This window comes from Saccharopolyspora elongata, from assembly GCF_004348985.1.
Lineage (GTDB): Bacteria > Actinomycetota > Actinomycetes > Mycobacteriales > Pseudonocardiaceae > Saccharopolyspora > Saccharopolyspora elongata.
Genome location: NZ_SMKW01000020.1, coordinates 33,731 through 60,142, shown reverse-complemented (window position 1 = coordinate 60,142; position 26,412 = coordinate 33,731). Strand labels below are relative to the sequence as shown.

The following is a 26,412-nucleotide window of genomic DNA, read 5'->3' as shown; positions in this document are numbered from 1 at the left end:
TTGCTCCGAAGGTAGGAACCGGGTGTTTCGAGCGGGCGCACCGATCGTTACCACGGTGCAAACCGGCCTTCACAAGCGCAGGTCCGGGCGGTGTGAGCAGCGGAACGGCCCCCGAGCACGCCTCGGCCGGTCGGGCCATGGCACCGTGGAGCCGTGATGCAGCGAGGCACGGCCGACGGCACGGGTGACGGCGCGGACTGGCAGCGCGCCCGCGAACTGTTCGGCCGCGCGCGCCGGATCACCGCCCTCACCGGCGCCGGGGTGTCGACGGCCTCCGGGATCCCGGACTTCCGCGGCCCCAACGGCGTGTGGACCAAGAACCCGGCCGCCCAGCGCCTGACCGACATCGACAGCTACATCGCCGATCCGCAGGTCCGCGAGGAGGCGTGGCGCAACCGCGCCGAGCACTCGGCCTGGCGCGCCGAGCCCAACGCCGCCCACCGCGCGTTCGTCGAACTCGACCGCTCCGGGCGGCTGGGCGCGCTGCTGACGCAGAACATCGACGAGCTGCACCAGCGCGCCGGCCTGGACCGCGACCGGGTCCTGGAGCTGCACGGCACGATCTACCGGACGGTGTGCCTGGACTGCGGGGCGACGGGCCCGATGAGCGCCGCGCTGGAACGGGTGGCGGCCGGCGAGCCGGACCCGCCCTGCCGTTCCTGCGGTGGCATCCTCAAGTCGGCGACCGTCTCCTTCGGACAGTCCCTGGACCCCGACGTCCTGCGCGACGCCCAGCGCGCGACGCTGAACTGCGACCTGTTCGTCGCGGCCGGCACCTCGCTGACGGTGTACCCGGCGGCGGGCTTCGTGGAGCTGGCCGTCAAGGCGGGCGCGGCGCTGGTCATCTGCAACGCCGAGCCGACCCCGTACGACGACGTGGCGTCGGCGGTGCTGCGCGAGCCGCTGGTCGAGGTGCTTCCGGAGCTGGTCGCGGCGCCGCTGATCGACTCGCCGAACCCGCTGCGCACCTGGGGCGACCCCAGCACCTGGGGGTGAACGTCCCTCCAACGATGTGACACGTGTGGCTGATGTTGCACATGTCGTGATCGTGCCAAGTGGTGCAATCGGGGCACGAGTGGCAAAGTTCCTGGCTGTCGTGTGACTCCATTAGGCCCATTGATCGACCGCCGATCGGGCGCATCAGCTGGAGGTGACGGTCGTGTCGCGAACCCGAGGAGTGCTCCGCGCGCGGAGCATTGCCACGATCACGCTGCTGACGACAGTCGGCCTGGCGGCGTCCGGTAGTGCCCTCGCGGTGCCACCCCCGCCGCCCAACCCCAGCGACGCCGAGATAAGTGCGGGCCGCGAGACGGCGCAGAGCACGGCGAGCCAGGTGGGGGAGCTGGCGAACCGGCTCGCCGATGCGGAGTCGCAGCTGATCGGCCTGCGGTCCCAGGTCGAGCTCAAGATGGAGGACGCGAACAAGGCGCGGGTCGACCTCGGCCGCGCCGAACGCGCCTACGACGATGCCCGCCGCGCCGCCGAGGCGGCCGGGGCCGAGGCCGACGCCGCGGCCAGGCAGATCGAGGAGCAGCGCAAGCGGCTCGACCAGTTCGCGGCCAGCAGCTACCGGCAGGGCAGCACGATCGGCTCGGCCACGGCCTTCATCGGCTCGAAGACCCCGCAGGACGTGCTCGACCGGGCGGTCTTCCTGGACGCGATCAGCGAATCCCAGCTCGACGTCATGGACGACCTGGAGCGGGCGCGGATCGAGAAGATCAACAAGGACTCGCTGACCCGGGCGGCGCTGCAGGACGCAGAGGCGAAGCGCCTCGCCGCCGATCAGGCGCGCAGCGCCGCGGAGGCAGCGGAGCAGGCGGCCATCACGGCGCAGGAGACGCAGGCGGAGCAAGCGCGCCGGCTGGAGGCCGACAAGGCAGGCGTGGAAGCGCAGCTCGCCGAGGCGCGCTCCCACGTGGCGGGCCTGGAAGCGCAGCGCGGCCGTTACGAGAGCTGGCAAGCTGCGAAGCAGCGCGAGGAGGAGGCCGCCGCGCAAGCGGCCGCGCAGGCCACGTCGAACAGCACGGTCACCGCACCATCGGCAGGTGCGGGGCCGCGGCCCGGCGGGCGGTCGGTCGAGGTGGTCGTCGGGCGGGCGCTGTCCCAGCTGGGCGTGCAGTACGCGTGGGGCGGCGGGACTTCGCGCGGCCCGTCGCGGGGCATCCGGGACGGCGGAGTCGCGGACTCCTACGGCGACTACGCCAAGGTCGGGTTCGACTGCTCGGGCCTGATGATCTACGCCTTCGCCGGGGCCGGCGTCAGCCTCGACCACTACAGCGGCTACCAGTACCAGTCCGGTCGCCGGGTGCCGGTGTCGCAGATGCGGCGCGGCGACATGCTGTTCTGGCAGGACGGCGGCCGGATCCACCACGTGGCGCTCTACCTCGGCGGCGGAAGGATGGTGGAGGCGCCGTACTCGGGCTCGCGGGTCCGGGTCACCGCCGTCCGCTACGGCGGCATCGCCCCGTACGCGGTCCGCATGCTCTGAGGCCCGGAGTCCCAGCTCGGGCTTACCGGTCCATGGAAGGTCGTGCGCAGCAAGACCAAGTAATGGTCCTGCGACCGGCTGCTCGTGAAAGGCCGGCAAGGGAACGTACTCGCGGTCCGGTTGGCCGCGGGTTCCGGACGGCTGGGAGCATTGCGCGGCGTGGCGGTGGAATTCGCGGCACTCGTGCTGGCGGGCGGTCGGGCGCGTCGGCTCGGCGGCGTGGACAAGGTCTTGCTGCCGGTCGGCGGCCGGTCGTTGCTGGACCGCACCCTCGACGCCGTGGCGGCGGCGGATCCGGTCATCGTGGTCGGGCCGCAGCGGGAGACGGCCAGGGCGGTCGAGTGGACCCTGGAGGAGCCACCGGGCGGCGGCCCGCTGGCCGGCGTGCACGCCGGGTTGCGGAGGTTGCCGGCGTCGGCACGGCTGGTCGCCGTGCTAGCCGGAGATCATCCGCACCTGGAGCCGGCGACGATCTCGCGCCTGCTGGAGGCGCTGCTCGCCGATCCTGGAGCTCCCGGCGCGGTGTTGGCCGACGACGCGGGCGAACCGCAGTGGCTGGTGGGGGTGTGGCGGACCGCCGCGCTCCGGGAGGCGATGCCGGGGGAGGCGCGCAACGGCTCGATCCGCTCCGCCTTCGCTCCGTTGGCGCCCCTGCTGATCCCCGCATCCGGGGCGGAAGCGTCCGATGTGGACACCCCCGAGGACCTCCGCCGGGCCCGCGAAACCCGAAGAAACGAGTGAGCTGCTCGTCCCGGGAAGGCCGCTGCTTGAATGCTTGTAGTGTCTATAACTTCAGTGAAGAGTGAAATCAACCGCTTAACAGCGGTCACACCGCGCGTGCGGTTGGGTGTTCATGGGGCATCGCCCCCGCGCGAGCCTGCGATCGGCGCGTGTCAGGATCTTGATCGGCCACGAACGGCCGCATCGACGACAGGAGGCTGGGAGAAGTGACCGAGGCCGGCAACGGTGAGAGCGGGGGCGCCGGAGCCGCGGCGGCGCGCCCGGCGGACCAGGTGAGCACCCCGGCGCGGGACGCGCAGCTGCTGGAGCGCACCGTCTTCGAGGTCAAGCGGGTGATCGTCGGCCAGGACCGGCTCGTGGAGCGGGTGCTGACCGGGCTGCTGGCCAAGGGCCACATCCTGCTCGAAGGCGTGCCCGGCGTCGCCAAGACGCTCGCCGTGGAGACCTTCGCGCGGGTCGTGGGCGGCTCGTTCTCCCGCCTGCAGTTCACCCCGGACCTGGTGCCCGCCGACATCCTCGGCACCCGGATCTACCGGCAGGGCAGCGAGCGCTTCGACGTCGAGCTCGGCCCGGTGCTGGCGAACTTCGTGCTCGCCGACGAGATCAACCGCGCGCCGGCGAAGGTCCAGTCGGCGCTGCTGGAGGTCATGGCCGAGCGGCACGTCTCCATCGGCGGCCAGAGCTTCCCGATGCCCGCCCCGTTCCTCGTGCTGGCCACCCAGAACCCGATCGAGAACGAGGGCGTCTACCCGCTGCCGGAGGCGCAGCGGGACCGCTTCCTGTTCAAGCTGCCCGTCGAGTACCCCTCGGCGGAGGAGGAGCGGGAGATCATCTACCGGATGGGCGTGGCGGCGCCGGAACCCAACCCGGTGCTCAACCCCGACGAGCTGATCCGCCTGCAGAACGTGGCCGCCGGAGTGTTCGTGCACCACGCGCTGGTCGACTACGTCGTGCGGCTGGTCGTGACCACCCGGCTGCCCAACGAGCACGGCCTCTCCGACATCGCCGGCTGGGTGTCCTACGGCGCCTCGCCGCGCGCCAGCCTCGGCATCATCGCCGCCTCGCGCGCGCTGGCCCTGGTCCGCGGCCGGGACTACGTGCTGCCGCAGGACGTGGTGGACGTGGTGCCGGACGTGCTGCGGCACCGCCTGGTGCTGTCCTACGACGCGCTGGCCGACGGGATCCCGGTCGAGCACATCGTCAGCCGGGTCCTGCAGACCGTGCCGCTGCCGCAGGTGTCGGCGCGGCCGCAGGCAGGCCCGCCCGCTCCGGTGGGCCCGGCCGGCCCGGTCGGCTACCCGCAGCAGCAGCCGCACCTCGGGCCGAACCCGCACCAGTGAGGAGCGACGCAGCGGTGTCGTCGACATCCCATTCCGCCCGCGACGGCCGCCCGCCATGGGCGCCGCCGGCCCTGGACACGGGCCAGCTGGAGGTCGCGCTGCGGACGCTGGAGCTGAGCGTGCGCGGCCGCCTCGACGGCCTGTTGCAGGGCAATCACCTGGGCCTGGTGCCGGGCCCGGGGTCCGAGCCCGGCGAGGCCCGGGTCTACCAGCCCGGCGACGACGTGCGGCGGATGGACTGGGCGGTCACCGCCCGCACCGCCGAACCACACATCCGGCAGACGGTGGCGGACCGCGAGCTGGAGACCTGGGTGGCGATGGACCTCTCGCCGAGCCTGGACTTCGGCTCGGCGGCCAGCGACAAGCGGGAACTGGCCGTCGCGGCGCTGGCCGCGGTGATGTTCCTGACCAGCGGCGGCGGCAACCGGATCGGTGCGGTGGTGGACAACGGCACCGGGCAGGTCCGGCTGCCCGCGCGCGGTGGCGCGGCGTACGCGCGGGCGTTGCTGAAGAAGGTGGCCGAGACGCCGCGCGCGGCCGAAGGCACCCGCGGTGATCTCGCGAAGCTGCTGGAGTCGCTGCGCCGGCCGCCTCGGCGACGCGGGCTCGCGGTGGTCATCTCGGACTTCCTGGGCCCGACGGATTGGCAGCGCGCGCTGCGCGGCCTGGGGGCCCGCCATTCGCTGCTGGCGATCGAGGTGCTGGACCCGCGCGATCTGGAACTGCCCGATGTCGGCACCGTGCTGCTGTCGGACCCGGAAACGGGGAAGCGGCGGGAAGTGCACACCACCCCGGTGCTGCGCAAGGAATTCGCCGCCGCGGCGGCGGCGCACCGCGATGAGGTCGCCGCCGTGCTGCGGCGCGCCGGGTGCGCGCACCTGGCGCTGCGCACGGATTCGGACTGGATCGCCGACGTGGTGCGGTTCGTCGTTGCGCGCAAGCGGGGTTGGTCCGGAGGAGCTGCTTGATGTTGAGTTTGTCGGGATTCGCCACGCCGTGGTGGTTCCTGCTGTTGCTGGTGGTCGCGGCGCTGGTCGTCGGATACGTGTGGGCACTGCGGCGCCGCCGCCGGGACACGCTGCGGTTCAGCAACCTGGAGGTGCTCGACCAGGTCGCCTCGAAGCGGCAGGGCTGGTGGAAGCACGTGCCGCCGGCGCTGCTGGGCGTGGCGCTGATCATGCTGACGGTGGCGCTGACCGGCCCGACCGCCGAGCAGCGGATCCCGCGCAACCGGGCCACCGTGATGCTCACCATCGACGTGTCCCTGTCGATGAAGGCCACCGACGTCGAGCCCAGCAGGCTGGAGGCCGCGAAGGTCGCCGCGAAGGAGTTCGCCGACAAGCTGACGCCGGGCATCAACCTCGGGCTGGTGTCCTTCGCGGGCACCGCGACGGTGCTGGTGATGCCGACGACGGACCGGGCCGGCGTCAAGCAGGCCATCGACAGCCTGAAGCTGGCGGAGGCGACGGCCACCGGCGACGGGATCAACGCCTCGATGCAGGCGATCGACTCGTTCGGGAAGATGGTCGGTGGCCCGGCCGGGGCGCCGCCGGCGCGGATCGTGCTGATGGCCGACGGCGGGCAGACGATCCCGCGCGACCTGGACGCACCGCGCGGCGCCTACACGAAGGCCAAGGAGGCCAAGCAGGCCGGCATCCCGATCTCCACGATCTCCTTCGGCACCAAGCACGGCAGCATCGAGATCCAGGGCGAGCAGGAGTGGGTCGAGGTCGACGACGACGCGATGCAGGAGATCGCCCGGCTCTCCGGCGGCGAGTTCCACAAGGCCGCCAGCGCGGAGCAGCTGCGCGAGGTGTACGCGACGCTCGGCGAGCAGATCGGCTACGAGACCAAGCACACAGATGCCAGCAAGCCGTGGTTGGTGCTGGGTACGCTCACCGCGATCATCGCGGCCGGGATATCGATGTTCGCCGGCCGGAGGTTGCCTTAGGGGGTTGCAGAATGGGTCTGCGTGGCGGTGCGGGTGGCGGCCCCCCTGCGGGAGTTACAGACGTCGCCTGGACTGTGGGAGCCCCGACTTACGTATGTCCAATACGCGGCTTCGGGGCTGTCCTCGCCAGACGACGTCTGAGAACCCGCGGCGGTGCGAGCTGAGTCCCTCACCACATGCGGCTGACGCCGCATTCTGAAGAACCTCTTAGCGACGGGAGCGCCGGTGGGCCAGGCAGCGGGTTTTCTGTGGGAGTTCGTCAAATCGCCGACCACGACCGCTGCGGTCGGCCCCAGCTCCCGGTCGTTGGCCGAGCAGATGGTCGCGCCGGTCCCGCACTCGGGCGACCCGGTGGTCGTCGAGCTGGGGCCGGGGACCGGCGCGTTCACCGAGGCGATCCAGCGCCGCCTGGGCGGCCGGGGGCGGCACCTGGCGCTGGAGCTCAACCCGAGGTGGGCGGCGGAGCTGGGGGAGCGGTTCCCGGCGGTGGAGTCGGTGTGCGCGAACGCCCGGGAGCTGCCGGAGTTGCTTCGGGAGCGGGGTTTGCGGGCCGACGTCGTGGTCAGCGGGCTGCCGTGGGTGGCGCACGCGCCGGTGGCCGGGGTGCCGCTAATCCGGCTGGTCGCCGAGTCGCTGGCGCCGGGCGGGGCGTACACGCAGTTCGCCTACACCTGGACGCGGTGGGCCCCGCCGGCTCGCCGGCAGCTCGCGGACCTGCGGGCCGAGTTCGAGGAGACGGTGATCAGCCGGACGGTTTGGCGCAACCTGCCGCCGGCGGTGGCCTACCTGGCCCGGCGGCCGCGACGGTCGAGCTGACCGTGACCGTGCGGCGGCGGTGCGTTACGTTCCAAGGGTGTCTGATGCGGTAGTAGCCGGGTTCGGCGAGATTCCGCTGCTCGTCGAGCTGGGCACTGCGCTGCTGCTGTCCAGCCTGGTCGGGCTGGAGCGGGAGATCCGGGCCAAGAGCGCCGGGCTGCGCACGCACGCCCTGGTCGGCGTCGGAGCGGCGCTGTTCGTGCTGGTGTCCAAGTACGGCTTCGGCGACCTGCTGGAGTTCGAGAGGGTCTCGTTCGACCCGTCGCGGGTGGCGGCGCAGGTGGTCTCGGGCATCGGCTTCATCGGCGGCGGGTTGATCTTCGTGCGCAGGGACGCGGTGCGCGGCCTGACGACCGCGGCCACGGTGTGGCTGGTCGCCGCAGTCGGCATGGCCTGCGGCAGCGGACTGGTGCTGCTGGCCGCGGCGACGACGGCGGTGCACTTCCTCGTGGCGATCGGCTACCCGCGGCTGTTGCGGTTGATGCGCAAGTCGTTGCGGGAGCCGCAGGTGCTGCGCGTCGGCTACCTCGACGGGTACGGCGTGCTGCGGAGCGTGCTGACGCTGTGCACCAGCCGCGGGTGGACGGTGATGGACCTGGAGGTGGAGCGCGAGGACACCGACGACCAGCAGCAGCGGACGGCGGTGGTCGCGCTGCGGCTGCGCGGGAAGGTGCCGGCAGCCGCGCTGGTCGAGGAGGTCAGCGCGCTGCCGGGCGTGCTGCACACCGCGGTCGGGGAGTCCTTCGAACCAGGCTTCTAGCGACCTGCGTCTTTGAAGCGGCAGCCGCTTGGCCCACCTGCAAGAGGAGTCCGAAGGAGTCCGACGAACGCTATTCCTTCGCGCTGTTGCGGACCTCTTCCATGTCGAGTTCGCGGGCCTGGCGGATGAGGTCTTCGAAGACGTTCTCCGGCAGGGCGCCGGGCTGCTGGAAGACCAGGACGTTGTCGCGGACGATCGCCAGCGTCGGGATGGAGCGGACTTCGAAGGCCCCGGCGAGTTGCGGCTGGGCTTCGGTGTCCACCTTGGCGAAGACGATGTCGTCGTGCTTCTCGGCGCTGCGCTCGAAGACCGGCGCGAACATCTTGCACGGGCCGCACCAGTCGGCCCAGAAGTCGATGATCACGAACTCGTTGCCGGAGACGACCTCGTCGAAGTTCTCGGTGGTCAGCTCGACCGTTGCCATGTGCTTTCCTCCTGGGCGGTTGCGGGCGTACCGGGGCAACGCGGCGTGGCCGTCCGCGCATTCCCCGGGGAGGGTGTCGCATCCGCCACCCTCGGTCACGGAACGCCAAGGGCGCGGGCGACGAGGCTGGCGAGGTGGACGGGTTCGGCGTCGGTGGTCTGGCGGAGCTGGGTCCGGCAGCTGAAGCCGTCGGCCACGATCTCGGTGCCAGGGTCGGCCGCTCGCACGGCCGGGAGCAGGACCTGTTCGGCGCAGGCGATCGACACGTCGTAGTGGCCGCGTTCGAAGCCGAAGTTGCCCGCCAGGCCGCAGCAGCCGGAGTCCAGCACCCGCGCGCGGGTTCCGGTGGCGTCCAATGTGGCCTGGTCTGCGGCGAAGCCGAGTTCGGCGTGCTGGTGGCAGTGGACCTGCACCAGCGCCTCCGGGCCGGGCTCCCGCTGCCACCGCGCGCGGGTCGGTTCGACCTGCGCGGCGAAGGTCTTGGTCGCGGCGGCCAGCGCGGCGACGTCCGGGTCGTGCGGCGCGAGTTCGAGCGCATCGTTGCGCAGGAACGCCGTGCAGCTGGGTTCGAGGCCGACCACCGGCAGGCCGCGGTCCAGCTGCGGGCGCAGCAGGCGGGCGGTGCGGCGGGTCACCGCGCGGGCGATGCGCAGCTGCCCGGTCGAATGCCAGGTGAGTCCACAGCAGACCGGTTCGCGCGGCATTTCCACGGCGTGGCCGAGCGTTTCGAGCGCCGCGACGGCGTCGCGGCCGATGTGCGGGTCGAAGTGGTTGGTGAAGGTGTCCGGGAACAGCACTACGCGAGTGGTGGGATCGGAGATCGTGCGCCGACCGGACCACCACGCCTGTAGTGTCTGCGCGGCCAGCTGCGGCACCTCGCGCCGCGCGTCGATCCCGCCGAGCCGCTTGATCGCGGGCGCCAGCGGGCCGGTCAGCACCCGGTTGGCCAGCCGGGGCGCGCGGTGCCCGGCGGCCAGCCACAACGGCAGGAAACCCATCGAGTAGTGCGCGGCAGGGCGGATGCGTCGCCGGTAGTGGTGGTGCAGGAACTCGGCCTTGTAGGTCGCCATGTCGACATCGACCGGGCAGTCCGACTTGCAGCCCTTGCACGACAGGCACAGGTCCAGTGCGTCCCGGACCTCTGGAGAGCGCCAGCCGCGGCGGACGACGCGGCCGGCCAGCATCTCGAACAGCAGGTGCGCCCTACCACGGGTGGAGTGCTTCTCCTCCTTCGTCACCCGGTAGCTCGGACACATCACCCCACCTGTGGTGTTCAGGCACTTGCCCATCCCGACGCAGCGGCGGGTCGCGGCGGCGAGGTCGCCGGAGTCGGCGTGCAGCGCCAGCTCGGTCCGGCCGGGCAGCCGGGGCGGGGCCACCAGCAGCCGCAGGTCGGCGTCGGCCGGGCGCGGGCGCACGATCTGGCCGGGGTTGAGCAGGTCGTCCGGGTCGAAGGCGGCCTTGAACCGCTCGAACGCCTTGATCACCTCGGGCGGGTACATCCGGGCCAGCAGCGCCGACCGGGCCCGGCCGTCGCCGTGTTCCCCGGAGACCGAGCCGCCGTGGGCGACGACCAGGTCAGCGGCGGCCTCCAGGAAGTTCCGGTACTCGGTCGCGCCGGGCGAGGACAGCAGGTCGAAGTCGATGCGGACGTGGATGCAGCCGTCGCCGTAGTGGCCGTAGGTCACCCCGCGGCGGCCGTAGGAGGCCAGCAGCGCGTCGAATTCCCGCAGGTAGGAGCCCAGTCGCTCGGGCGGCACCGCGGCGTCCTCCCAGCCGGACCACCGCTCGGAGCCGGCCATCCGCGTGGAGTACCCGGAGCCCTCCTCGCGGATCTTCCACAGCGCCGCCATCCGCGCCGGAGCGGTGTGGATCACGCTCTCCGCGCGCTCGCCCATCGCCGCCGCGACGCGTCGCGCCGCCGCCTCGGCCTCGCCCTGATCGGCGCCACCGGATTCGACCAGCAGCCAGCTGCGCCCGCCGGGCAGCAGCGGTAGCGCGGGGGAGGCCGGGTTGCGCCGGCGCACGACGTCGACGAGTTCCGCGCTGAGCCCCTCGATGGCCAGGGCGTCCAGCCCGCGCAGCCGGGGCACTTCGTCGGCGGCGGCGTAGGTGTCGGGGAAGCCGAGCACCGTCATCGCCCGGACCGGCGGCGAGGGCACCAGCTGGACCGTCGCGCCCAGCACCACGGCGCAACCGCCCTCGGTGCCGACCAGCGCCCTGGCCAGGTGGAAGCCGTTCTCCGGGAGCAGCTGGTCCAGGTTGTAGCCGGACACCCGCCGGGTGAGGTCCGGGAACGAGCGCCGGACCAGGTCGCCGGTGTCGTCGCGCAGCGCCCGGAGCTCCTGGTAGAGCCGTCCGGTCCGGTCGCCGCGCGAGCACAAGCGGTCGAGCTCGGCCGGCGTGGTCTCGCCGACCTGCAGGCGGGTGCCGTCGGCGAGCAGCACGTCCAGCGAATGCACGTTGTCGACGGTCTTCCCCCAGGCCACTGAGTGCGTGCCGCAGGCGTTGTTGCCGATCATGCCGCCGAGCGTGCAGCGGCTGTGCGTGGACGGGTCCGGCCCGAAGGTGAGGCCGTGACCGGCGACGGCCGCGCGCAGCGAATCCAGCACGACGCCCGGCTGCACGCGGGCCAGCCGGCGCTCGGGGTCGACGTCCAGGATCCGGTTGAGGTGCCGGGAGAAGTCGAGCACCAGGCCGGGGCCTACGGCGTTCCCGGCGATGCTGGTGCCCGCGCCGCGTCCGGTGACCGGCACGCCGTGCCGCCGCGCGACGGCGACCGCCGCGGCCACGTCGTCCTCGGTGCGCGGGAACACGACGCCGACCGGCACCTGGCGGTAGTTGGAGGCGTCGGTCGAGTACATCGCGCGGGTGCCGGGGTCGAAGCGGGCCGGGCCGGAGAGCTCGCCGCGCAGTTCGGCGGCGAGGACGTCGGCTGAGGTTGCCATGCAAGCGCCTCCCGGGTTGCTGATCGGGCCGGTCCTCGTTCGGTGGTGCGCAGGTCGGAGATCCCGGAGTCCGGGTGGTGACCGCGAATCCCGCGAGTTCCGCCACCCGCGTCGGGTCCTCGACGTTTTCCCTAGCGCAGTGTGCCTGCTCTCGTCGCTGTAGGGGGACCACGACATGGTGCAGTTTTTTCTGTATGGAGGCGATGAGCGGCCGTGGGTGGCGAGCGGATAATGTCGCGGCTGAAACGAATCTTGCGGCATTGTTCGAGGGGAGATCCACAGTGGCACGGTCCGTTCTGGTGACCGGCGGCAACCGCGGCATCGGGTTGGCCATCGCGAAGGCCTTCCAGGCCGCCGGGGACAAGGTCGCGGTCACGCACCGCGGATCGGGCGCTCCGGAAGGGCTGTTCGGCGTCCAGTGCGACGTCACCGACCCGGATCAGGTGACCGCGGCCTTCGACGAGGTCGAGGCCGCGCACGGCCGGGTCGAGGTGCTGGTGGCCAACGCGGGCATCACCGACGACACACTGCTGCTGCGGATGAGCGAGGACCAGTTCGGCCGGGTCATCGACGCCAACCTGGCCGGTTCCTACCGGGTGGCCAAGCGGGCGGCGAGCAGCATGCTGCGCCTCCGCCGGGGCCGGATGATCTTCATCTCGTCGGTGGTCGGGCTCTCCGGCGGGGCCGGGCAGGCCAACTACGCGGCGAGCAAGGCGGGCCTGGTGGGCCTGGCCCGCTCGATCGCCCGCGAGCTCGGTTCGCGCAGCATCACGGCCAACGTGGTGGCGCCCGGCTTCGTCACCACGGACATGACCGACGCGCTGTCCGAGGAGCGGAAGAAGGAGATCTTCGGCCAGATCCCGCTGGCCCGGTTCGCCGCCGCCGAGGAGGTCGCGGGCACCGTGGAGTGGCTGGCCTCCGACGCCGCGGCCTACATCACCGGCGCGGTGATCCCGGTCGACGGCGGCCTCGGGATGGGCCACTGAGCCCGGCTCCCTGCGGTCGAACACTGTGGACGGACGCAGTGGACGATCCGGTCTTCTCGCGCCCGGCGGCGGCGCCCGGCGGTAGTCGCAGGTGCCCAGGCGCCTCACGAAAGCATTGCGGAGGAAATACGTGAGCGGATTGCTCGAAGGCAAGCGGATTCTGGTCACCGGTGTGATCACCGACGCGTCGATCGCGTTCCACGCGGCCAAGGTCGCGCAGGAGCAGGGCGCCGAGGTGGTGCTCACCGGGTTCGGCCGGATGAGCCTGGTGCAGCGCATCGCGGGCCGGCTGCCCAAGCCCGCGCCGGTGCTGGAGCTGGACGTGACCAACGCCGAGCACCTCGACAGCCTCGCCGACCGGGTGCGCGAGCACGTCGACGGGCTCGACGGCGTGCTGCACTCCATCGGCTTCGCCCCGGCGTCCTGCCTGGGCGGGGACTTCCTGGCCGCGCCGTGGGCGGACGTCTCGACGGCGCTGGAGGTCTCGGCGTACTCGTTCAAGTCGCTGAGCACCGCGACGCTGCCGCTGCTGTCCGAGGGCGCCTCGATCGTCGGCATGGACTTCGACGCCCGCGTCGCCTGGCCGGCCTACGACTGGATGGGCGTGGCCAAGGCCGCGCTGGAGTCGACCTCCCGCTACCTGGCGCGCGAGCTGGGGCCGAAGGGCGTCCGCGTCAACCTGGTCTCGGCCGGTCCGGTGCGGACGATGGCGGCCAAGTCGATCCCGGGCTTCGCCGACCTGGAGGCCGGCTGGGGCGACCGCGCGCCGCTGGGCTGGGACGTCAACGACCCGACGCCGGTGGCCAAGTCGGTCTGCGCGGTGCTGTCGGACTGGCTGCCCGCGACCACCGGCTCGATGATCATGGTCGACGGCGGCGTGCACGCCCTCGGCATCTGAGGCTGTCGCGGCCCGCAGCCGGTGCCCCCGGCTGCGGGCGCTCATCGCTCGGCGGCATCATGGTCGGGTGAGCTTTGATGCGTTGCTGTTCCTGTCGTTCGGTGGGCCCGAAGGCCCGGATGAGGTCCGGCCGTTCCTGGAGAACGTGACCAGAGGCAGGGGAGTGCCGCCGGAACGCCTCGACGAGGTCGCCGAGCACTACCACCACTTCGGCGGGGTGTCGCCGATCAACCGGCTCAACAAGGACATCATGTCCGCGCTGGAGGCCGAGCTCGCCGAGCAGGGCCGGCGGCTGCCGGTGTACTTCGGAAACCGCAACTGGCACCCGATGGCCGAGGACACCGTCGCGAAGATGGCCGACGACGGGGTGCGCCGCGCGCTGGTGTTCGCCACGTCCGCGTGGGGCGGTTACTCGGGCTGCAAGCAGTACCACGAGGACATCGCGCGGGCCCGCGCCGCGGTCGGCGACCGGGCGCCGGAACTGGTGAAGATCCGGCAGTTCTTCGACCACCCGCTGTTCATCGAGGCCAACGCCGACGCGGTGCGCCGCGGGTTCGCCGAGCTGGACCCGTCGCAGCGCGAGCAGGCGCGGCTGGTGTTCACCGCGCACTCGATCCCGCTGAAGGCCGACGCCCAGGACGGGCCGGACGGCCGCCCGCAGTGGTACTCCCGCCAGGTCGCGGAGGCATCACGGCTGGTCGCCGAGGCGGCCGGGGTGGACGCCTACGACCTGGTGTGGCAGTCGCGGTCGGGCCCGCCGCAGGTGCCGTGGCTGGAGCCGGACATCTGCGACCACCTCGACGACCTGCACGCCACGGGCGTCCAGGCGGTGGTGGTCAGCCCGATCGGCTTCGTCTCCGACCACCTCGAGGTGATCTGGGACCTGGACAACGAGGCCGCGGAGAAGGCCGCCGAGCTGGGCATGGGCTTCGCCCGCGCGGCGACGGCGGGGCCGGACCCGCGCTTCGCGAAGCTGATCGTCGAGCTGATCGCGGAGCACACCGACGGAGCCGAGCCCCGCAAGCTCTCCGAGCTCCCGGCGGCGGGCTCCAGTACCAACGGCGAACCCTGCGCCCCGGGCTGCTGAAGTCCGGACCTGGCGAAACGATGGGGTCACCTTCAGGCGAAGGTGACCCCATCGTCTTGTTCAGGGTTTTTCCGCGTGGTCGCCGATGACGCGGACCATTTCGGCGACCGACGCGCGGCGGGCCGCCCGGACCGCGTCGAACAGCGGGCGCAGGGCCTCCGTGCGGCCGCGGATCGCCGAGGCGGAAAGGGCGCCGCCGGGAGCGTCGTCGGTGGCGACCCACAGGATCGCCTCCACCTCGGTGGCTCGCTGCAGGATGCGCAGGGTGCGCTGCGGCACGCCCTCGGGCCACGGCGGCACCGGGCGGGCCGAGATGGTCTGGGCGATCTCCTCGCGGACCCCGGGCCGGTGCTTGGCGACGCCGAGGTCGATCAGCGCGGTGGCCGCTTCCCGCATCGCCGAGGCCATGCCGTGCTCGGCCTCGCCGATCGGCAGGTGCTCGGCCGGCGGCAGGTCCCCGATGCCGAACACCGTCCAGCGCAGGATTCCTTCGGCGATGCGCTGGGGGACCAGGCCTATCCCGGCCCGCGGCAGCACGACGGCCTCGCCGCCGCGCATGGCCAGCTTCGCGAACGGGCTCATACCACCGAGACCGCGGGCATCACCGGGCACCGGCAGCACCAGCTGGCCGTCACCGGCGTCGGCTTTGCGCAGTGCGGCGAGCAGCAGCGCCGGACCGGCCGGGGTCTCCTGGGGGCCGGGGAGGTCCAGCCGCGCGGCCAGTTCCTCGTCGGCGGCGAGCACTTCCTGCGACTCGGCCCAGGTCTGCAGGGCATCGAGCATGTCGTCCGAGGCGGCTGCACCGTGCAGCCAGGCGGACGTCCAGACAACCATCGTGGCGCTTGGGCAAGGCACGTCGAGAGAGGGTACGGACCGGACCCGGGTCGTGTCGTCCCGGGGGCTGCGGCTGTGATCTGCGCTTCGGCGGCGCGCCGCCGACCACGTTGTCCCCGATCGGATTAACGTGACGTCCCGTGCGTTCGGTCAACTACGGCAAGGACATCCTCGCGGGCCCGCGGCGGCGGAAGGTGCCCGAGATCCCCGCCGAACCCGGCCTGGTCGTCGAGGACCCGGCCAGCGGGTTCTGCGGCGCGGTGCTGCGGGTGGAGAAGGACACCGTCGTGCTGGAGGACCGGCACGGCAAGCAGCGGTTGTTCCCGATGCGGCCGGCCGCGTTCCTGTTCGAGGGGAAGCCGGCGACGCTGGTGCCGGTGCGCGGCGGCGCGCCCGCGAAGCCGAAGCGGTCGGCGTCCGGGTCGGTGCGCGTCGAAGGACTGAGGGCGCGCACCGCGCGCGGCAGCCGGATCTGGGTGGAAGGGCTGCACGACGCCGAGCTCGTCGAGCGGATCTGGGGGCACGACCTGCGGGTGGAGGGCGTGGTCGTGGAGCCGCTGCACGGCGTCGACGACCTGCCCGGGCTGCTGGCGGAGTTCGCGCCCGAGCCGGGGCGGCGGGTCGGCGTGCTGGTGGACCACCTGGTGCCCGGCAGCAAGGAGTCCCGCCTCGTCGAAGGCATCGACGACCCGGACGTGCTGATCACCGGCCACCCGTTCGTCGATATCTGGGAGGCGGTCAAGCCGCAGGTGCTGGGCATCCCCGGCTGGCCTCGGGTGCCGCGCGGGACGGACTGGAAGCAGGGCGTCTGCGCCGAGCTGGGCTGGGGCGAACCGGCCGACGGGTGGCGGCGCGTCCTGTCGTCGGTGTCGGGTTTCCGGGACGTCGAGACGCCGCTGCTTGGCGCGGTCGAGCGGCTCATCGACTTCGTCACCGAGCCGAGCTGAGCCGAGCGTGGCCGACGACATCACGCGTTGATCACGTCGGGCGATTCGTTCATTCCCGCTCTCGCGGTGTCTGTCACCATGGGTGACATGACGCCCGCACTGCTTTGGCTCATCGCCGGGGTACTGCTGATCGGTGCCGAGGTGCTTTCCGGGGAATTCGTCCTGGTGATGCTCGGCGCCGCGGCGTTGGGTGCCGCCGGCGCTTCGGCACTGGGCGCGCCGCTGCCGGTGGACGCGGTGGTGTTCGCGGTGCTGGGACTGGGGTTGATCTTCCTGGCGCGGCCCGCGTTGAAGCGCCGGCTGCGACTGCCGCACGAGCTCAAGACCAATGTGGACGCCCTGGTCGGCAAGCACGCGCTGGTGGAATCCACTGTGGACGCGCATGGTGGTCAGGTGCGCATCGAGGGGGCGCTGTGGTCGGCGCGGGCGTTCGACGAAACCCAGGTTATCGAGGCGGGCCAGACGGTCACCGTGATGGAGATCGCGGGCGCGACCGCCGTCGTGTGGGCCGAGCCGTGAGGAGATTGATGTACGCATGACCGGACTGATCGTGCTAGTGGTCGTGGTGCTGCTGGTGCTGATCATCGCCGTCAAGTCGGTGATGGTCGTGCCGCAGGCCCAGTCGGCGGTGATCGAACGGCTCGGGAAGTTCCGGTCGGTGGCCGAGCCGGGCCTGAACTTCCTGGTGCCGTTCTTCGACCGGGTGCGCGCCCGGATCGACCTGCGCGAGCAGGTCGTCTCGTTCCCGCCGCAGCCGGTGATCACCCAGGACAACCTGACGGTGTCCATCGACACCGTGGTGTACTTCCAGGTCACCGACTCGCGCTCCGCGGTGTACGAGATCTCCAACTACATCATCGCGGTGGAGCAGCTGACGACCACGACGCTGCGCAACGTGGTCGGCGCGATGAGCCTGGAGGAGACGCTGACCTCGCGGGACGCGATCAACACGCAGCTGCGCGGGGTGCTGGACCAGGAGACCGGGCGCTGGGGCATCCGGGTCGCGCGGGTCGAGCTCAAGGCGATCGACCCGCCGCCGTCCATCCAGGACTCGATGGAGAAGCAGATGCGCGCCGACCGGGAGAAGCGCGCGATGATCCTCAACGCCGAGGGTGCGCGGGAGTCGGCGATCAAGACCGCCGAGGGCCAGAAGCAGGCCTCGATCCTCGCGGCCGAGGGCCAGAAGCAGGCGGCGATCCTGGCCGCCGAGGCCGACCGCCAGTCCAGCATCCTGCGGGCGCAGGGTGAGCGGGCCAGCCGGTACCTGCAGGCGCAGGGTCAGGCGAAGGCGATCGAGAAGGTCTTCGCGGCCGTCAAGCGCGGCAAGCCGACGCCGGAGCTGCTGGCCTACCAGTACCTGCAGACGCTGCCGCAGATGGCGCAGGGCGACGCGAACAAGGTGTGGCTGGTGCCCAGCGAGTTCGGCAAGTCCCTGGAGGGCTTCGCGCGGATGCTCGGCGCGCCCGGCGAGGACGGCGTGTTCCGCTACGAGCCGCCGAAGGAGGAGCCGCCTACCGGCGCGCCGGAAGAGGAGGAGGACTCGGTCAAGTCCTGGTTCGACACCTCGACCACGCCGGAGGTCGCGGAGGCCGTCCGGGCGGCCGAGGCGGTGGCCCGCAAGGAGGTGCCCAGCGCGACGGACCTGAGCACCCGTGCGCTGCCGGAGCAGCCGGAGCAGGGCTGAGCTGAAACCAGGAGAAGGGCCCGGCGGAACGTGGTTTCCGCCGGGCCCTTCTCGTCGTCCTGGCCGTCAGCTGCCCGCGTAGGTCCCGAAGCTCCAGGTGTTGCCTTCCGGGTCGCGGACCACGAAGTCACGCGAGCCGTAGTCCTGATCGGACGGTTCGAGGACGACCTCCGCCCCGGCCGCGACGGCGCGTTCGAACAGCGCGTCGGGATCGTCGGTGACCACGTAGGCGGTGCCCGAGCCCCGCGGCTTGGCGAACGGGCTCGCCTGGTCGCAGGTGCCGAACATGATCCCGCCGCCGTGCGGCCAGCCGAGTTCCACGTGCACGATCTCGCCGTCGTCGCCGGGCACGATCAGGGTTTCCTCGAAGCCGAACGCCTCGACCAGGAAGCGGATGGCGGCCTTCTTGTCGGTGTAGGGGATCAGCGGCCAGATGCCGGTTCGCGTCGCATTCGTCGTCATGGCCTCAGGATGCGTCGGCGAGGTGCGTCGCGCCTTGGACGAATGGAAGCTCCTCGGCCATCCACCGCGACGGCGGCACGCCGGTGAACTCCAGCCAGTCGCGGTTGAAGTGGGCCTGGTCGGAGTAGCCGCAGTCGGCGGCGACGTCGGCGAGGCTGCCGCGGGCGCCGCTGATCAACCTGCCGCGCGCTTGTTCGAGCCGCATCACCCGGCTGATCAGCTTGGGCGGCAGGCCGAACTCGCGGCGGAACCGCGAGCCGAGGTGCTGGCGGCTCCAGCCGACGTCGTCGGCCAGGGAGGCGACGGGAGCGTGCCCGTGCGTCTCGGTCATCCGCCGCCAGATCCAGTCGAGCTCGGGGGAGGGGAGGGTGGCTGGGGCGGCGAGCCGGGCGAGCGCGTCGTTGAGGAGGGCGAAGCGATCGCTCCAGGTGGTCGCGGAGCGCAGCCGCTCGACGAGCTCGTCGGTGGCAGCCGCGCCCAGCAGGGCGGCGAGGTCGATGCCGGTGTCGACGAGTTCCCCGGCGGGCATGCCCAGCAGCGCGCGGGCGCCCAGCGGCGTCAGGCCCAGCTGGATGCCGTGCTGCAGCTCGCCGTGCGTGATCCGGGTCGGTCTGCGGTGCAGCCCGCCGACGAGGGCGGTGTAGGACTGCGCTGGCCCCGAATCGGGGGCGATGTCGACCGTTTCGTCCAGGGTGAGGACCACGGTCAGGCTCCGCGACGGCAGGCCGCGGTGCACGCCGGGCGCCGAGCGGATGCGGTATCCCGCCATGTCGGTGATCAGCGGTCGCAGGTGGGGCGGCGGCGTCGCCTTGACGTACTGCGTCTCAGCCACGCCCCGCAGACTAGACGCCGGGACTGACGCCCGCGTTGCCCGACTCGACGGCGGCGCCGGATCGCGCCGCGGTGGCCGCCATCGTCGTGTAGGGGAGCGTGAAGCCGCCCCCGATCTCGTGAATGGCGATCCCGACGGCGTCCAGCACCTCTGCCAGCTCGTCCGGCGGGAGCCCGGTGAGGCCGCCGGTGGTGCGCAGCAGGTTCAGCCATTCCTCGCGGGTGTAGTGCTGCTCCCAGTCGAATCGCCACTGCGCCGGCTCGTCGAACGCGCCTGCCTGCCGGATCCCGTCGGCGGCCCGGGCGAACATCGCCTGGTGGACGTCCAGAGCGGGTGGGGCGCGGACGTCCAAGGGCGAGTCCGGCGCCACCCGCCGGAAGGCCGCGGCGAAGGCCTCCGCCACCGGGGCAGGGGGCTCGAAGACGTGCGCGAACACCGCCAGCCTGCCGCCGGGCCGAAGCACCCGCGCGGCCTTGGCGGCGCCCGCGACCGGGTCCACCCAGTGCCAGGCCTGACCGGCGACGACCGCGTCGAAGGTCCGGCCGGCGGGGTCCCACGCCTCGAACGTCGCCACCTCGACCTCGACGCCGGTTCGCCGGGCGAACTCGGCCATCCGCGCGTCGGGGTCGACGCCGAGCACGGCGCAGCCGGCCGCCTGGAACTGGCGGGCCTCGATGCCGGTGCCGCAGCCGACGTCGAGGACGTCATGGCCGGGGGTGGCGGCGACGATCCGCTCCACCAGGGCGTCGGGGTAGCGGGGCCGGGCCTGGTCGTAGCGCTCGGGGTCCACGCCGAACGACTCCGCCATCTTCCGGGCTCGATGCGGATCGGGACGGGCCGGGGACGGCTCCCCGGACGGTATAGTGGGCATGTGCCCACCCTAGTGGGCATGTGCCCACTAGGGCAACGGGCCATCGAGGTGCGGAGGGATTGCGCGGTGCCGACCGGGGTGCACATTCGTGACGCGCGACAGCAGCTGTTCGACGCCGCCGAGCGCGTCCTGCTGCGGGACGGGCCGAGCGCGCTGACCAGCAGGGCGGTCACCGACGAGGCGGGATGCGCCAAGGGCGTCCTGCACCGGCACTTCGCCGACTTCGACGCCTTCCTCGCCGAGCTCGTGCGAGATCGCACCGCCCGGATCGAGTCCCAGACCACCGGCCTCCGCGCCGCAGCCGGGACCGGCACCGTCGCGGGCAACCTCACCGGTGCGCTGACGGACCTGTTCGACTCGGTCGCGGTGGCGATCGTCGGCCTCGTCGTCTTCCGCGACGAGCTCCGCTCCCGGCTGCGCCGGACCGGGCCAGCCCACGGCGTCCCGCTCCTGGCGGAAGCCGGCGCCATGATCGCCTCCTACCTCGCCGACGAGCGCGAGCTGGGCCGCATCGCCGCCGACGCGGACGTCGACTCGCTCGCGCTCTCGCTGATCGGGGCCGGGCACCTGCTGTTCGCCGGTGGGGCATCGCCGGATGCCGGAGCGGTCGACAAGGTCGTCACCGCGGTGATCGCCGATGTCGTGCAGCGACGCCTGCTGTAAAACGGTGCCGGTTCACCCGGGCGAGGTGATCTGCACGCGGTCGCTGTCGTCGTCGGAGAGGAACGAAGCGAGCTCCCGGCCCTGCTCGGCGACGGCGATGCGGTCGGCCGGGGAGAAGCGGCGCAGCGGGGTGACGATCATGGTGTCGGCCTCGACGGTCCAGGTCGCGGCGACCCGGCCGTCCACCAGGACGAAGCGAGCGCCCGTGACCGACAGGCCGCGATGGGCGTCGTCGATGATCCGGCTGCGGTCGTCGTAGCCGAGGACCGCGTTGTCGAACGCCGGCAGGAACCGCACCGGGACGGGGGTGTCGGGGTCGGGGCGTGGCGCGTCGGGCAGATCCAGCAGTTTCCGGCCTCGCTCGTCGCGGAGGACCACCAGCTCATCGCGCATCGCGGCCACCGCCGCGGGCAGTCCGGCAAGGCCGCACCAGGCGCGCAGGTCGGCCGACGAGGCCGGGCCGAACGCGGCCAGGTAGCGCCGCACCAGCGCCTGTCCCACCGGGTCGGAGCCGTCCGGGGGCAGTGGGTCGATCTCGCGCCCCAGCCAGTGGGAGAACAGTGCATTGCGCACGCCTGCCTTCGCCCGCCAGAGCCCGCGCGGCGGCAGCTGCACCACCGGGATGAGGGCGGCGAGCAGCATTTCGCCCAGCGCCCGCAGCCCCGCCGCCGGCCAGCGGTCGGCAAGAGCCCGCGCGAGTTCGGGCATCGAGCGCGGCTCACCGTCGGCCATCACCGCCCGGCCCGCCGCCGCGAGCTCGTCGAGATCGACTCCGTCGAGCTCGCGGCGGTAGGTCCCGAGCACCCGCTGGCGCAGCATGGCGTCGTAGCGGGCCCGCCAGGACAGCGCGTCGTCGGCGGTGACGAGGTGGACGGTGCGGCGCATGAGGTGGATCCGCACCGCGCCACGCTCCGTCAGCAGGTCCGAGAGCGCCGCCGGGGCGAACGCGCGCAGCCGGGACCAGAGTCCGACGAACGGTTCCTGCGGTTCCTGCGCTTGCAAGCCGCCGAGATGGGCGACGGCGTCGAGAGCAGGCATGTCGGCGCGATCGAGCAGCAGTTGCCGGGCGAGCGTCGCGCGGTTGAGCGCCCGGGCGTCGAGAACGGTCATCGGGCCGGCACCTCGCCGGTGATCCGGACTCGGTCGATCATGGTGCCCAGGCGGTGGGGGAGAACCCGCCCACGCTCGCACATCTTCACAGCGACGCAGTTCCTTTCGATTCCGTGCAAGCCCGATCTGGTCGAGATGCCGGGTCAGCTCGAGGTCTGGCCGTCGAGCGTCTCGCGCAGGATGTCCGCGTGCCCGGCGTGCTGGGTGGTCTCGGCGATGACGTGCACCAGCACCCGGCGCACGCTGCGCACAGCTCCCGGCTCGTTCCAGGGCGCTTCCGGCAGCGGGTGCGTCGCCGACAGGTCGGGGACGGCGGCGATGATCTCCTCGCTGCGGGCGGCGACCTGCTCGTAGCGCTCGACGACCCCGGCCAGCGTTTCACCGGGCAGCATCTGGAAGTCGTTCTGGTGGTCGACCGCCCACTGCGGGATCTCGCGTGCGGTACCGGCCGCCATGTCCGCCCAGGTGACACCGTCGGGCAGGTCGAAGCGCATCGCCGACGGCCCGTCGAGCACGAAACGCATCCACTGTTCCTCCATGGCAGCCACGTGCTTGATCAGCCCGCCCAGGCACAGCGCGCTGGCCGTCGGGCGCTCGCCGGCCTGCTCGTTGCTGAGCCCGCGCGTCGTGTTGGTCAGGGCGGATCGCGCGGTCGCGAGCGCGGTGACCAGGTCGGCCCGCTCGCCGTCGAGGGTGGCGGTCGCGCCCGTGCGGTCGTTCTCGTTGTTCTGCATGAGACCACGGTCGCAGGAGTAGCGGTCAGGTTATGTCCGCTTCTCGGGGCAGTATTGGTTCATGCCGAAGACATCAGCGCGACTGCTGTCGCTGCTCTCCCTCCTCCAGGCGCGCCGCGACTGGCCGGGGGCGCTGCTGGCCGAGCGGCTGGAGGTCAGCGAGCGGACCGTGCGCCGCGATGTCGACCGCTTGCGCGAACTCGGCTATCCCGTGGTGGCGACCAAAGGCCCGGACGGCGGGTACCGGCTGGACGCGGGCGCGGAACTCCCGCCGCTGCTGTTCGACGACGAGCAGGCCATCGCCCTCACCGTCGCGCTCCAGATCGCCGCCACCGCCGGCGTCGGCATCGAGGAAGCAGCGGCGCGCGCGCTGAACACCGTCCGGCAGGTCATGCCCGCACGGCTGCGCCGACGGATCGACACCTTCCAGATCACCGCCGTCGAGCGGCACGCGACCGCGCCGCCACCGCAGGTCGACAGCGGCGTGCTCATGGCGCTCAGCGCCGCCGTCCACGCCCGCGAGGTGTTGCGCTTCGACTACGCGCCCGTGTCCCCGTCGCGGATGGACAAAGGCGGCGCGCCGCGCCGGGTGCAGCCGCACCACCTCGTCACCTGGGGCGGGCGCTGGTACCTCGTCGCCTGGGATCTCGACCGCGCGGACTGGCGCACCTTCCGCGCGGACCGGATGACCCCGCGCATCCCCACAGGACCCCGCTTCGTCCCGCGCGAACTGCCGGGAGGTGACGTGGCCGCCTTCGTCGCCGGCAGGTTCCGGGGCTTCGACGGCTCCGGTGACTGGCCCTGCCGCAGCGAGGTGATCCTCGACGTGCCCGCCGGCGCGGTGTCCCCCTACGTCCGGGACGGCGTGGTCGAGGAGCTCGGCCCGAACCGCTGCCGTCTCGTCCTCGGCTCCTGGTCGTGGCCCGGCCTGGCCGCCACCATCGGCAGGTTCGACGCGGACATCGAGGTCGTCGGGCCGACCGAGCTCAAGGACGCCTTCGCGCACCTCGCCCGCCGCTACGCCGCCGCGGCGAGCGGCCGGAGCCGCTAGGGGAGCGCGGCGCACCGGTTGCTGTGGAAGCCTTGTAACCGATATAACTGGTTACATGGCACTGAACTGGAAGCTGGTCATCGACAGCGCGAACGCACCCGTCCTCGCGGACTTCTGGGCCGAGGCCCTGGGCTACGAGGTGGAAGACCCCAGCGCGCTCATCGAGCAGCTGCTGGCCGCCGGCCACATCGGCGAGGAGGCGGTCGTCGAGCATCGCGGCCGCAAGAACTTCCGCGGCTACGCCGCAGTCCGCCACCCCGAGGACCCGTTCGACGAGACCAGCGGCGTCGGCCGCGGCAGGCGACTGCTCTTCCAGGACGTGCCCGAGGGCAAGGCCGGCAAGAACCGCCTGCACGTCGACGTCCACAGCGAGCCCGGCGGCCGCGAGGAGCTGGTGGCCCGGCTGGAAGGGCTGGGAGCGACCCGCGTCCGCGAGTTCGACCAGGGGCCCGCCGGGCACTGGTGGCTCATGCAGGACCCCGAAGGCAACGAGTTCTGCGTGGCGTAGACCTGCGCCGGGCCGGGCTTCGGCTCGGCCCGGCGCAGTAATTCTATAACCGCAATCATTTCAGTTTGATCGAAATTAATCCTCTGATCGGCCGCCGACCGCACCGGCTCACTGCTCAAAAACGGCGTCAGACGTCCGAATCCGGGTCGAGGTAGGGGCCGCCTGCCACGCCGAACGCGCGGACGGTGCCCAGGAGGTGCTCGCGCAGCCGGGATTTGGCCAGCTCGGGGTCGCCGTCGCGGAGCGCGTCCGCGAGGTGCGCGTGCTGCTGGGTGATGCGGGGGCGCACGGCGTGGGTGCGGGCCATGGCGGTGATCCGCATCTGCTTGTCGCGCAGGGCGTTGTAGAGGTCGGCGACCACGGGGTTGCCTGCCGAGGCGACCAGGGTCGCGTGGAACGCGCGGTCGGTCTCGTGCATCTCGGCGTCGCTGAGGTCGGCGGCATCGCAGGCCGGGTGCGCGGCCAGTTGCTCGACGGGGTCGATACCCAACTGGTCGGCCAGCCGGGCCACCGCTACCGGCGGTGCGGTAGACACCTTGTCCGGCACGAATCCCAGCCACGGCAGAGGGGGCAGGCCGCTGCCAAAGCTCTTGAAGCGATGGCTTTGTGACGGTGAGGAAGGTGGGGCGAGCATCGCGAGGGTGCTGTGCCGGTGCCGGGCGTCGTAGCGGCGCATCTGGCAGTGGTCGAGTTGGCCTCGAAAACCGACGGATGAGTGTCTCGGCGCAGTCACGATGTTCCTCATTTGCCCAGCTGTGCATTCTCCGGTGTCCTAACGGGCACTCCCCGTGACCTCGCTCCCGACTTGTACGAAAGTCAGTGACCAAGTGGGATCACCTGGTGCCCAGGTGGTCGAAGTTCCCTAAGGAGACGACTGTGGCCAGCGCAGCACACCATCTCATCGGCGGCAGCACCACTGCGACGGAGACCACGGCACCCGCGCCCCGGACAGGCGCGGAGCCCCTGTCGCGGACAGGCATGGAGAAGTTTGCCCTGCTGTGCGACGCCGTCGCCCACATCCACGCCGGCCGCCCCGCGCAGGCCCGTCCCGCGCTGGAGACCTTGCGGAAGCTGATCGGGCCCGAGGTGCGGCCGCAGGACGCGGCGTACGAGCTCTACCGTGCCGCACTGGTCAACCGTGTCGAGGAGCACGGCAGCCCCTCGGAGACCAACCTGTACACACAGGCCTACGACCAGCCGCAGATCGATCTGTACTACCTGCTCACCACCCACCTGCCGTTCATGGACACGAGCCGGGTCGTCAACGAGCTGCTCGCCGGGCAGGTGGGCGCCGCGGACGACTTCGCCCTGATGTCGGTCGGCATTGGGCACGGCCGCCAGGAGAGCGCGCTGCTGCACAGTCTCGCGGCCGGAAACCCGGGATTGCGTCACTGCACGGTCATCGGTGTCGACCCCGACCGGGAAAGCCTGGCCACAGCCGAGCGCACCCTGCGGCAGGCCGCGGCCGAGCACGGTGTCGATCTGGACTTCCTCCCCGTGGCGAAGGTGGCTGAGGAACTTGACGATGACGACTGGATGAGCCTGTCCCGTATTGACGTCCCGTTGGTGGTCAACGCCTCTTTGGCGCTCCACCACATGCAGGACCCGAGTCCCGGTCACGACGCCCGGGACGAGTTCTTCCAGCGGTTGCGCATGCTGGTCCCGTGCGGGGTGGTGCTGAACGAGTTCGACACCGACCACCATGAGGTGTCCTTCCCGCAGCGGTTCTTCAACTCATGGCGGTTCTTCGGCACCATCCTTCGCGCCATCGAGGCCGCGCCTGCCACCCGGCAGGAGAAGGACCACATGAAGACGTTCTTCGCCCGCGAGGTCATGAACATCGTCGGCTCGCGCACCGACGACCAGCGTTTCGAGCGGCACGAGGCGGCCGCTACCTGGATCAACCGGCTGCGCCGCTGCGGCTTCGAGCCTTACGGTGACGCCCCGGGGCTTCGGGTACCCTCGCTCCCCGCGGACTTCACGGTTCGCGTCCTGCCCGAGCAGGTCCGGCTCGGTTATCGCGACGCCACGGTCTGCTCAGTCATCGGCGCGCGTCCTGCCGGATGAGGCATCCCGGGGGCCTGCGCGGTTGACCGCACCTGCCGAGCACCTGTCTGTGCTCTCCGCGGTTGCTTATCCATACCTCAAGTGGCGCTCGCGGCCTTCGGACAACCGAACGCGCGGCCTTGCTTGGTGAACACGCAGGAGGCGACGAACAGCGGGATGTCGGCTCCGGGTTCCGGCCGGGCCGTGCCGTTGCCGGCACTCTTTATGGCT

At 71.9% G+C, this 26,412-nt stretch carries 27 protein-coding genes; 18 read left to right on the top strand and 9 right to left on the bottom strand.

Going from position 1 to position 26,412, the window contains the following annotated elements; genetic code table 11:
- The first annotated feature begins 156 nt into the window (after positions 1–156).
- The 8 genes from E1288_RS16930 (at position 157) to E1288_RS16895 (ending at position 8,096) form a co-directional block, all read left to right on the top strand.
- Positions 157–996, top strand: coding sequence for an SIR2 family NAD-dependent protein deacylase (locus E1288_RS16930; RefSeq protein ID WP_207954393.1), 840 nt, complete (start codon positions 157–159; stop codon positions 994–996).
- Positions 997–1,159: 163 nt separating this feature from the next.
- The gene (locus tag E1288_RS16925) at positions 1,160–2,488 is read left to right on the top strand and encodes an NlpC/P60 family protein (RefSeq protein ID WP_235883606.1); all 1,329 of its coding nucleotides are present in this window, start codon (positions 1,160–1,162) and stop codon (positions 2,486–2,488) included.
- Positions 2,489–2,647: 159 nt separating this feature from the next.
- Entirely contained in the window at positions 2,648–3,229 is a 582-nt protein-coding gene (gene mobA, locus E1288_RS16920; RefSeq protein WP_132486141.1) for a molybdenum cofactor guanylyltransferase, read from the top strand.
- 206 nt (positions 3,230–3,435) lie between these two features.
- Positions 3,436–4,569, top strand: coding sequence for an AAA family ATPase (locus E1288_RS16915; protein ID WP_132486139.1), 1,134 nt, complete (start codon positions 3,436–3,438; stop codon positions 4,567–4,569).
- A 14-nt stretch (positions 4,570–4,583) separates the two neighbouring features.
- Positions 4,584–5,537 carry a DUF58 domain-containing protein gene (locus tag E1288_RS16910; protein WP_132486137.1) on the top strand — a complete coding sequence of 318 codons (954 nt, stop codon included), beginning with the start codon at positions 4,584–4,586 and terminating at the stop codon, positions 5,535–5,537.
- Between the two features lie 2 nt (positions 5,538–5,539).
- Entirely contained in the window at positions 5,540–6,520 is a 981-nt protein-coding gene (locus tag E1288_RS16905; RefSeq protein WP_207954397.1) for a VWA domain-containing protein, read from the top strand.
- 225 nt (positions 6,521–6,745) lie between these two features.
- Positions 6,746–7,336, top strand: coding sequence for a class I SAM-dependent methyltransferase (locus E1288_RS16900; RefSeq protein WP_132486133.1), 591 nt, complete (start codon positions 6,746–6,748; stop codon positions 7,334–7,336).
- Positions 7,337–7,373: 37 nt separating this feature from the next.
- Positions 7,374–8,096: an MgtC/SapB family protein gene (locus E1288_RS16895; protein WP_132486131.1), complete on the top strand. Its 723-nt coding sequence runs from the start codon at positions 7,374–7,376 to the stop codon at positions 8,094–8,096.
- A 70-nt stretch (positions 8,097–8,166) separates the two neighbouring features.
- On the opposite strand, the gene trxA is transcribed toward E1288_RS16895, so the two are convergent.
- Together trxA and E1288_RS16885 are read right to left on the bottom strand one after the other, a co-directional pair.
- Positions 8,167–8,520, bottom strand: coding sequence for a thioredoxin (gene trxA / locus E1288_RS16890; RefSeq protein ID WP_132486129.1), 354 nt, complete (start codon positions 8,518–8,520; stop codon positions 8,167–8,169).
- 95 nt (positions 8,521–8,615) lie between these two features.
- Positions 8,616–11,468 (bottom strand): FAD-binding and (Fe-S)-binding domain-containing protein, encoded by a 2,853-nt coding sequence (locus tag E1288_RS16885; RefSeq protein ID WP_132486127.1) that lies wholly within the window; start codon positions 11,466–11,468, stop codon positions 8,616–8,618.
- A 281-nt stretch (positions 11,469–11,749) separates the two neighbouring features.
- On the opposite strand from E1288_RS16885, the gene fabG reads away from it, so the two are divergent.
- The 3 genes from fabG (at position 11,750) to E1288_RS16870 (ending at position 14,439) form a co-directional block, all read left to right on the top strand.
- Positions 11,750–12,454: a 3-oxoacyl-ACP reductase FabG gene (fabG, locus tag E1288_RS16880; RefSeq protein WP_132486125.1), complete on the top strand. Its 705-nt coding sequence runs from the start codon at positions 11,750–11,752 to the stop codon at positions 12,452–12,454.
- Between the two features lie 130 nt (positions 12,455–12,584).
- Positions 12,585–13,352, top strand: coding sequence for an enoyl-ACP reductase FabI (gene fabI / locus E1288_RS16875; protein ID WP_132486123.1), 768 nt, complete (start codon positions 12,585–12,587; stop codon positions 13,350–13,352).
- 67 nt (positions 13,353–13,419) lie between these two features.
- Entirely contained in the window at positions 13,420–14,439 is a 1,020-nt protein-coding gene (locus tag E1288_RS16870) for a ferrochelatase (RefSeq protein ID WP_165968148.1), read from the top strand.
- A 60-nt stretch (positions 14,440–14,499) separates the two neighbouring features.
- Here E1288_RS16870 and E1288_RS16865 read toward each other — a convergent pair whose 3' ends face one another.
- Positions 14,500–15,273: a hypothetical protein gene (locus tag E1288_RS16865; RefSeq protein ID WP_207954392.1), complete on the bottom strand. Its 774-nt coding sequence runs from the start codon at positions 15,271–15,273 to the stop codon at positions 14,500–14,502.
- Positions 15,274–15,413: 140 nt separating this feature from the next.
- On the opposite strand from E1288_RS16865, the gene E1288_RS16860 reads away from it, so the two are divergent.
- The 3 genes from E1288_RS16860 (at position 15,414) to E1288_RS16850 (ending at position 17,904) form a co-directional block, all read left to right on the top strand.
- Entirely contained in the window at positions 15,414–16,220 is an 807-nt protein-coding gene (locus E1288_RS16860; RefSeq protein WP_132486119.1) for a DUF3097 domain-containing protein, read from the top strand.
- Positions 16,221–16,307: 87 nt separating this feature from the next.
- Positions 16,308–16,739 carry an NfeD family protein gene (locus tag E1288_RS16855; protein WP_132486117.1) on the top strand — a complete coding sequence of 144 codons (432 nt, stop codon included), beginning with the start codon at positions 16,308–16,310 and terminating at the stop codon, positions 16,737–16,739.
- A gap of 16 nt (positions 16,740–16,755) precedes the next feature.
- Complete coding sequence (locus tag E1288_RS16850) at positions 16,756–17,904, top strand: SPFH domain-containing protein (protein WP_132486115.1); 1,149 nt, start codon at positions 16,756–16,758, stop codon at positions 17,902–17,904.
- 66 nt (positions 17,905–17,970) lie between these two features.
- On the opposite strand, the gene E1288_RS16845 is transcribed toward E1288_RS16850, so the two are convergent.
- Genes E1288_RS16845 through E1288_RS16835 form a run of 3 tightly spaced genes read right to left on the bottom strand, consistent with a single transcriptional unit; the run spans position 17,971 to position 20,006 of the window.
- On the bottom strand, positions 17,971–18,366 hold the full coding sequence (locus E1288_RS16845) for a VOC family protein (RefSeq protein WP_132486113.1): 396 nt from the start codon (positions 18,364–18,366) through the stop codon (positions 17,971–17,973).
- A 4-nt stretch (positions 18,367–18,370) separates the two neighbouring features.
- Positions 18,371–19,198 carry a helix-turn-helix domain-containing protein gene (locus E1288_RS16840; protein WP_207954391.1) on the bottom strand — a complete coding sequence of 276 codons (828 nt, stop codon included), beginning with the start codon at positions 19,196–19,198 and terminating at the stop codon, positions 18,371–18,373.
- Positions 19,199–19,208: 10 nt separating this feature from the next.
- Positions 19,209–20,006, bottom strand: coding sequence for a class I SAM-dependent methyltransferase (locus tag E1288_RS16835; protein WP_207954396.1), 798 nt, complete (start codon positions 20,004–20,006; stop codon positions 19,209–19,211).
- A 129-nt stretch (positions 20,007–20,135) separates the two neighbouring features.
- Between E1288_RS16835 and E1288_RS16830 the strand changes: the two genes are divergently transcribed.
- Positions 20,136–20,732 carry a TetR/AcrR family transcriptional regulator gene (locus tag E1288_RS16830; RefSeq protein ID WP_132486233.1) on the top strand — a complete coding sequence of 199 codons (597 nt, stop codon included), beginning with the start codon at positions 20,136–20,138 and terminating at the stop codon, positions 20,730–20,732.
- 12 nt (positions 20,733–20,744) lie between these two features.
- Here the strand turns inward: E1288_RS16830 and E1288_RS16825 are convergent, their stop codons facing one another.
- Both E1288_RS16825 and E1288_RS16820 read right to left on the bottom strand, forming a co-directional pair.
- Positions 20,745–21,842 carry a winged helix DNA-binding domain-containing protein gene (locus tag E1288_RS16825; RefSeq protein WP_132486109.1) on the bottom strand — a complete coding sequence of 366 codons (1,098 nt, stop codon included), beginning with the start codon at positions 21,840–21,842 and terminating at the stop codon, positions 20,745–20,747.
- A gap of 143 nt (positions 21,843–21,985) precedes the next feature.
- The gene (locus E1288_RS16820) at positions 21,986–22,576 is read right to left on the bottom strand and encodes a DinB family protein (RefSeq protein WP_132486107.1); all 591 of its coding nucleotides are present in this window, start codon (positions 22,574–22,576) and stop codon (positions 21,986–21,988) included.
- 61 nt (positions 22,577–22,637) lie between these two features.
- Here E1288_RS16820 and E1288_RS16815 point away from each other — a divergent pair, with 61 nt between their 5' ends.
- Both E1288_RS16815 and E1288_RS16810 read left to right on the top strand, forming a co-directional pair.
- Positions 22,638–23,627, top strand: a complete 990-nt coding sequence (locus tag E1288_RS16815) for a helix-turn-helix transcriptional regulator (RefSeq protein WP_132486105.1) — start codon at positions 22,638–22,640, stop codon at positions 23,625–23,627.
- A gap of 55 nt (positions 23,628–23,682) precedes the next feature.
- Complete coding sequence (locus E1288_RS16810; RefSeq protein ID WP_132486103.1) at positions 23,683–24,135, top strand: VOC family protein; 453 nt, start codon at positions 23,683–23,685, stop codon at positions 24,133–24,135.
- Positions 24,136–24,262: 127 nt separating this feature from the next.
- Here E1288_RS16810 and E1288_RS16805 read toward each other — a convergent pair whose 3' ends face one another.
- Positions 24,263–24,670: an FCD domain-containing protein gene (locus E1288_RS16805; RefSeq protein ID WP_235883605.1), complete on the bottom strand. Its 408-nt coding sequence runs from the start codon at positions 24,668–24,670 to the stop codon at positions 24,263–24,265.
- Between the two features lie 341 nt (positions 24,671–25,011).
- Here E1288_RS16805 and E1288_RS16800 point away from each other — a divergent pair, with 341 nt between their 5' ends.
- Positions 25,012–26,202, top strand: a complete 1,191-nt coding sequence (locus tag E1288_RS16800; protein ID WP_132486101.1) for a GRAS family protein — start codon at positions 25,012–25,014, stop codon at positions 26,200–26,202.
- Positions 26,203–26,412 lie beyond the last annotated feature (210 nt).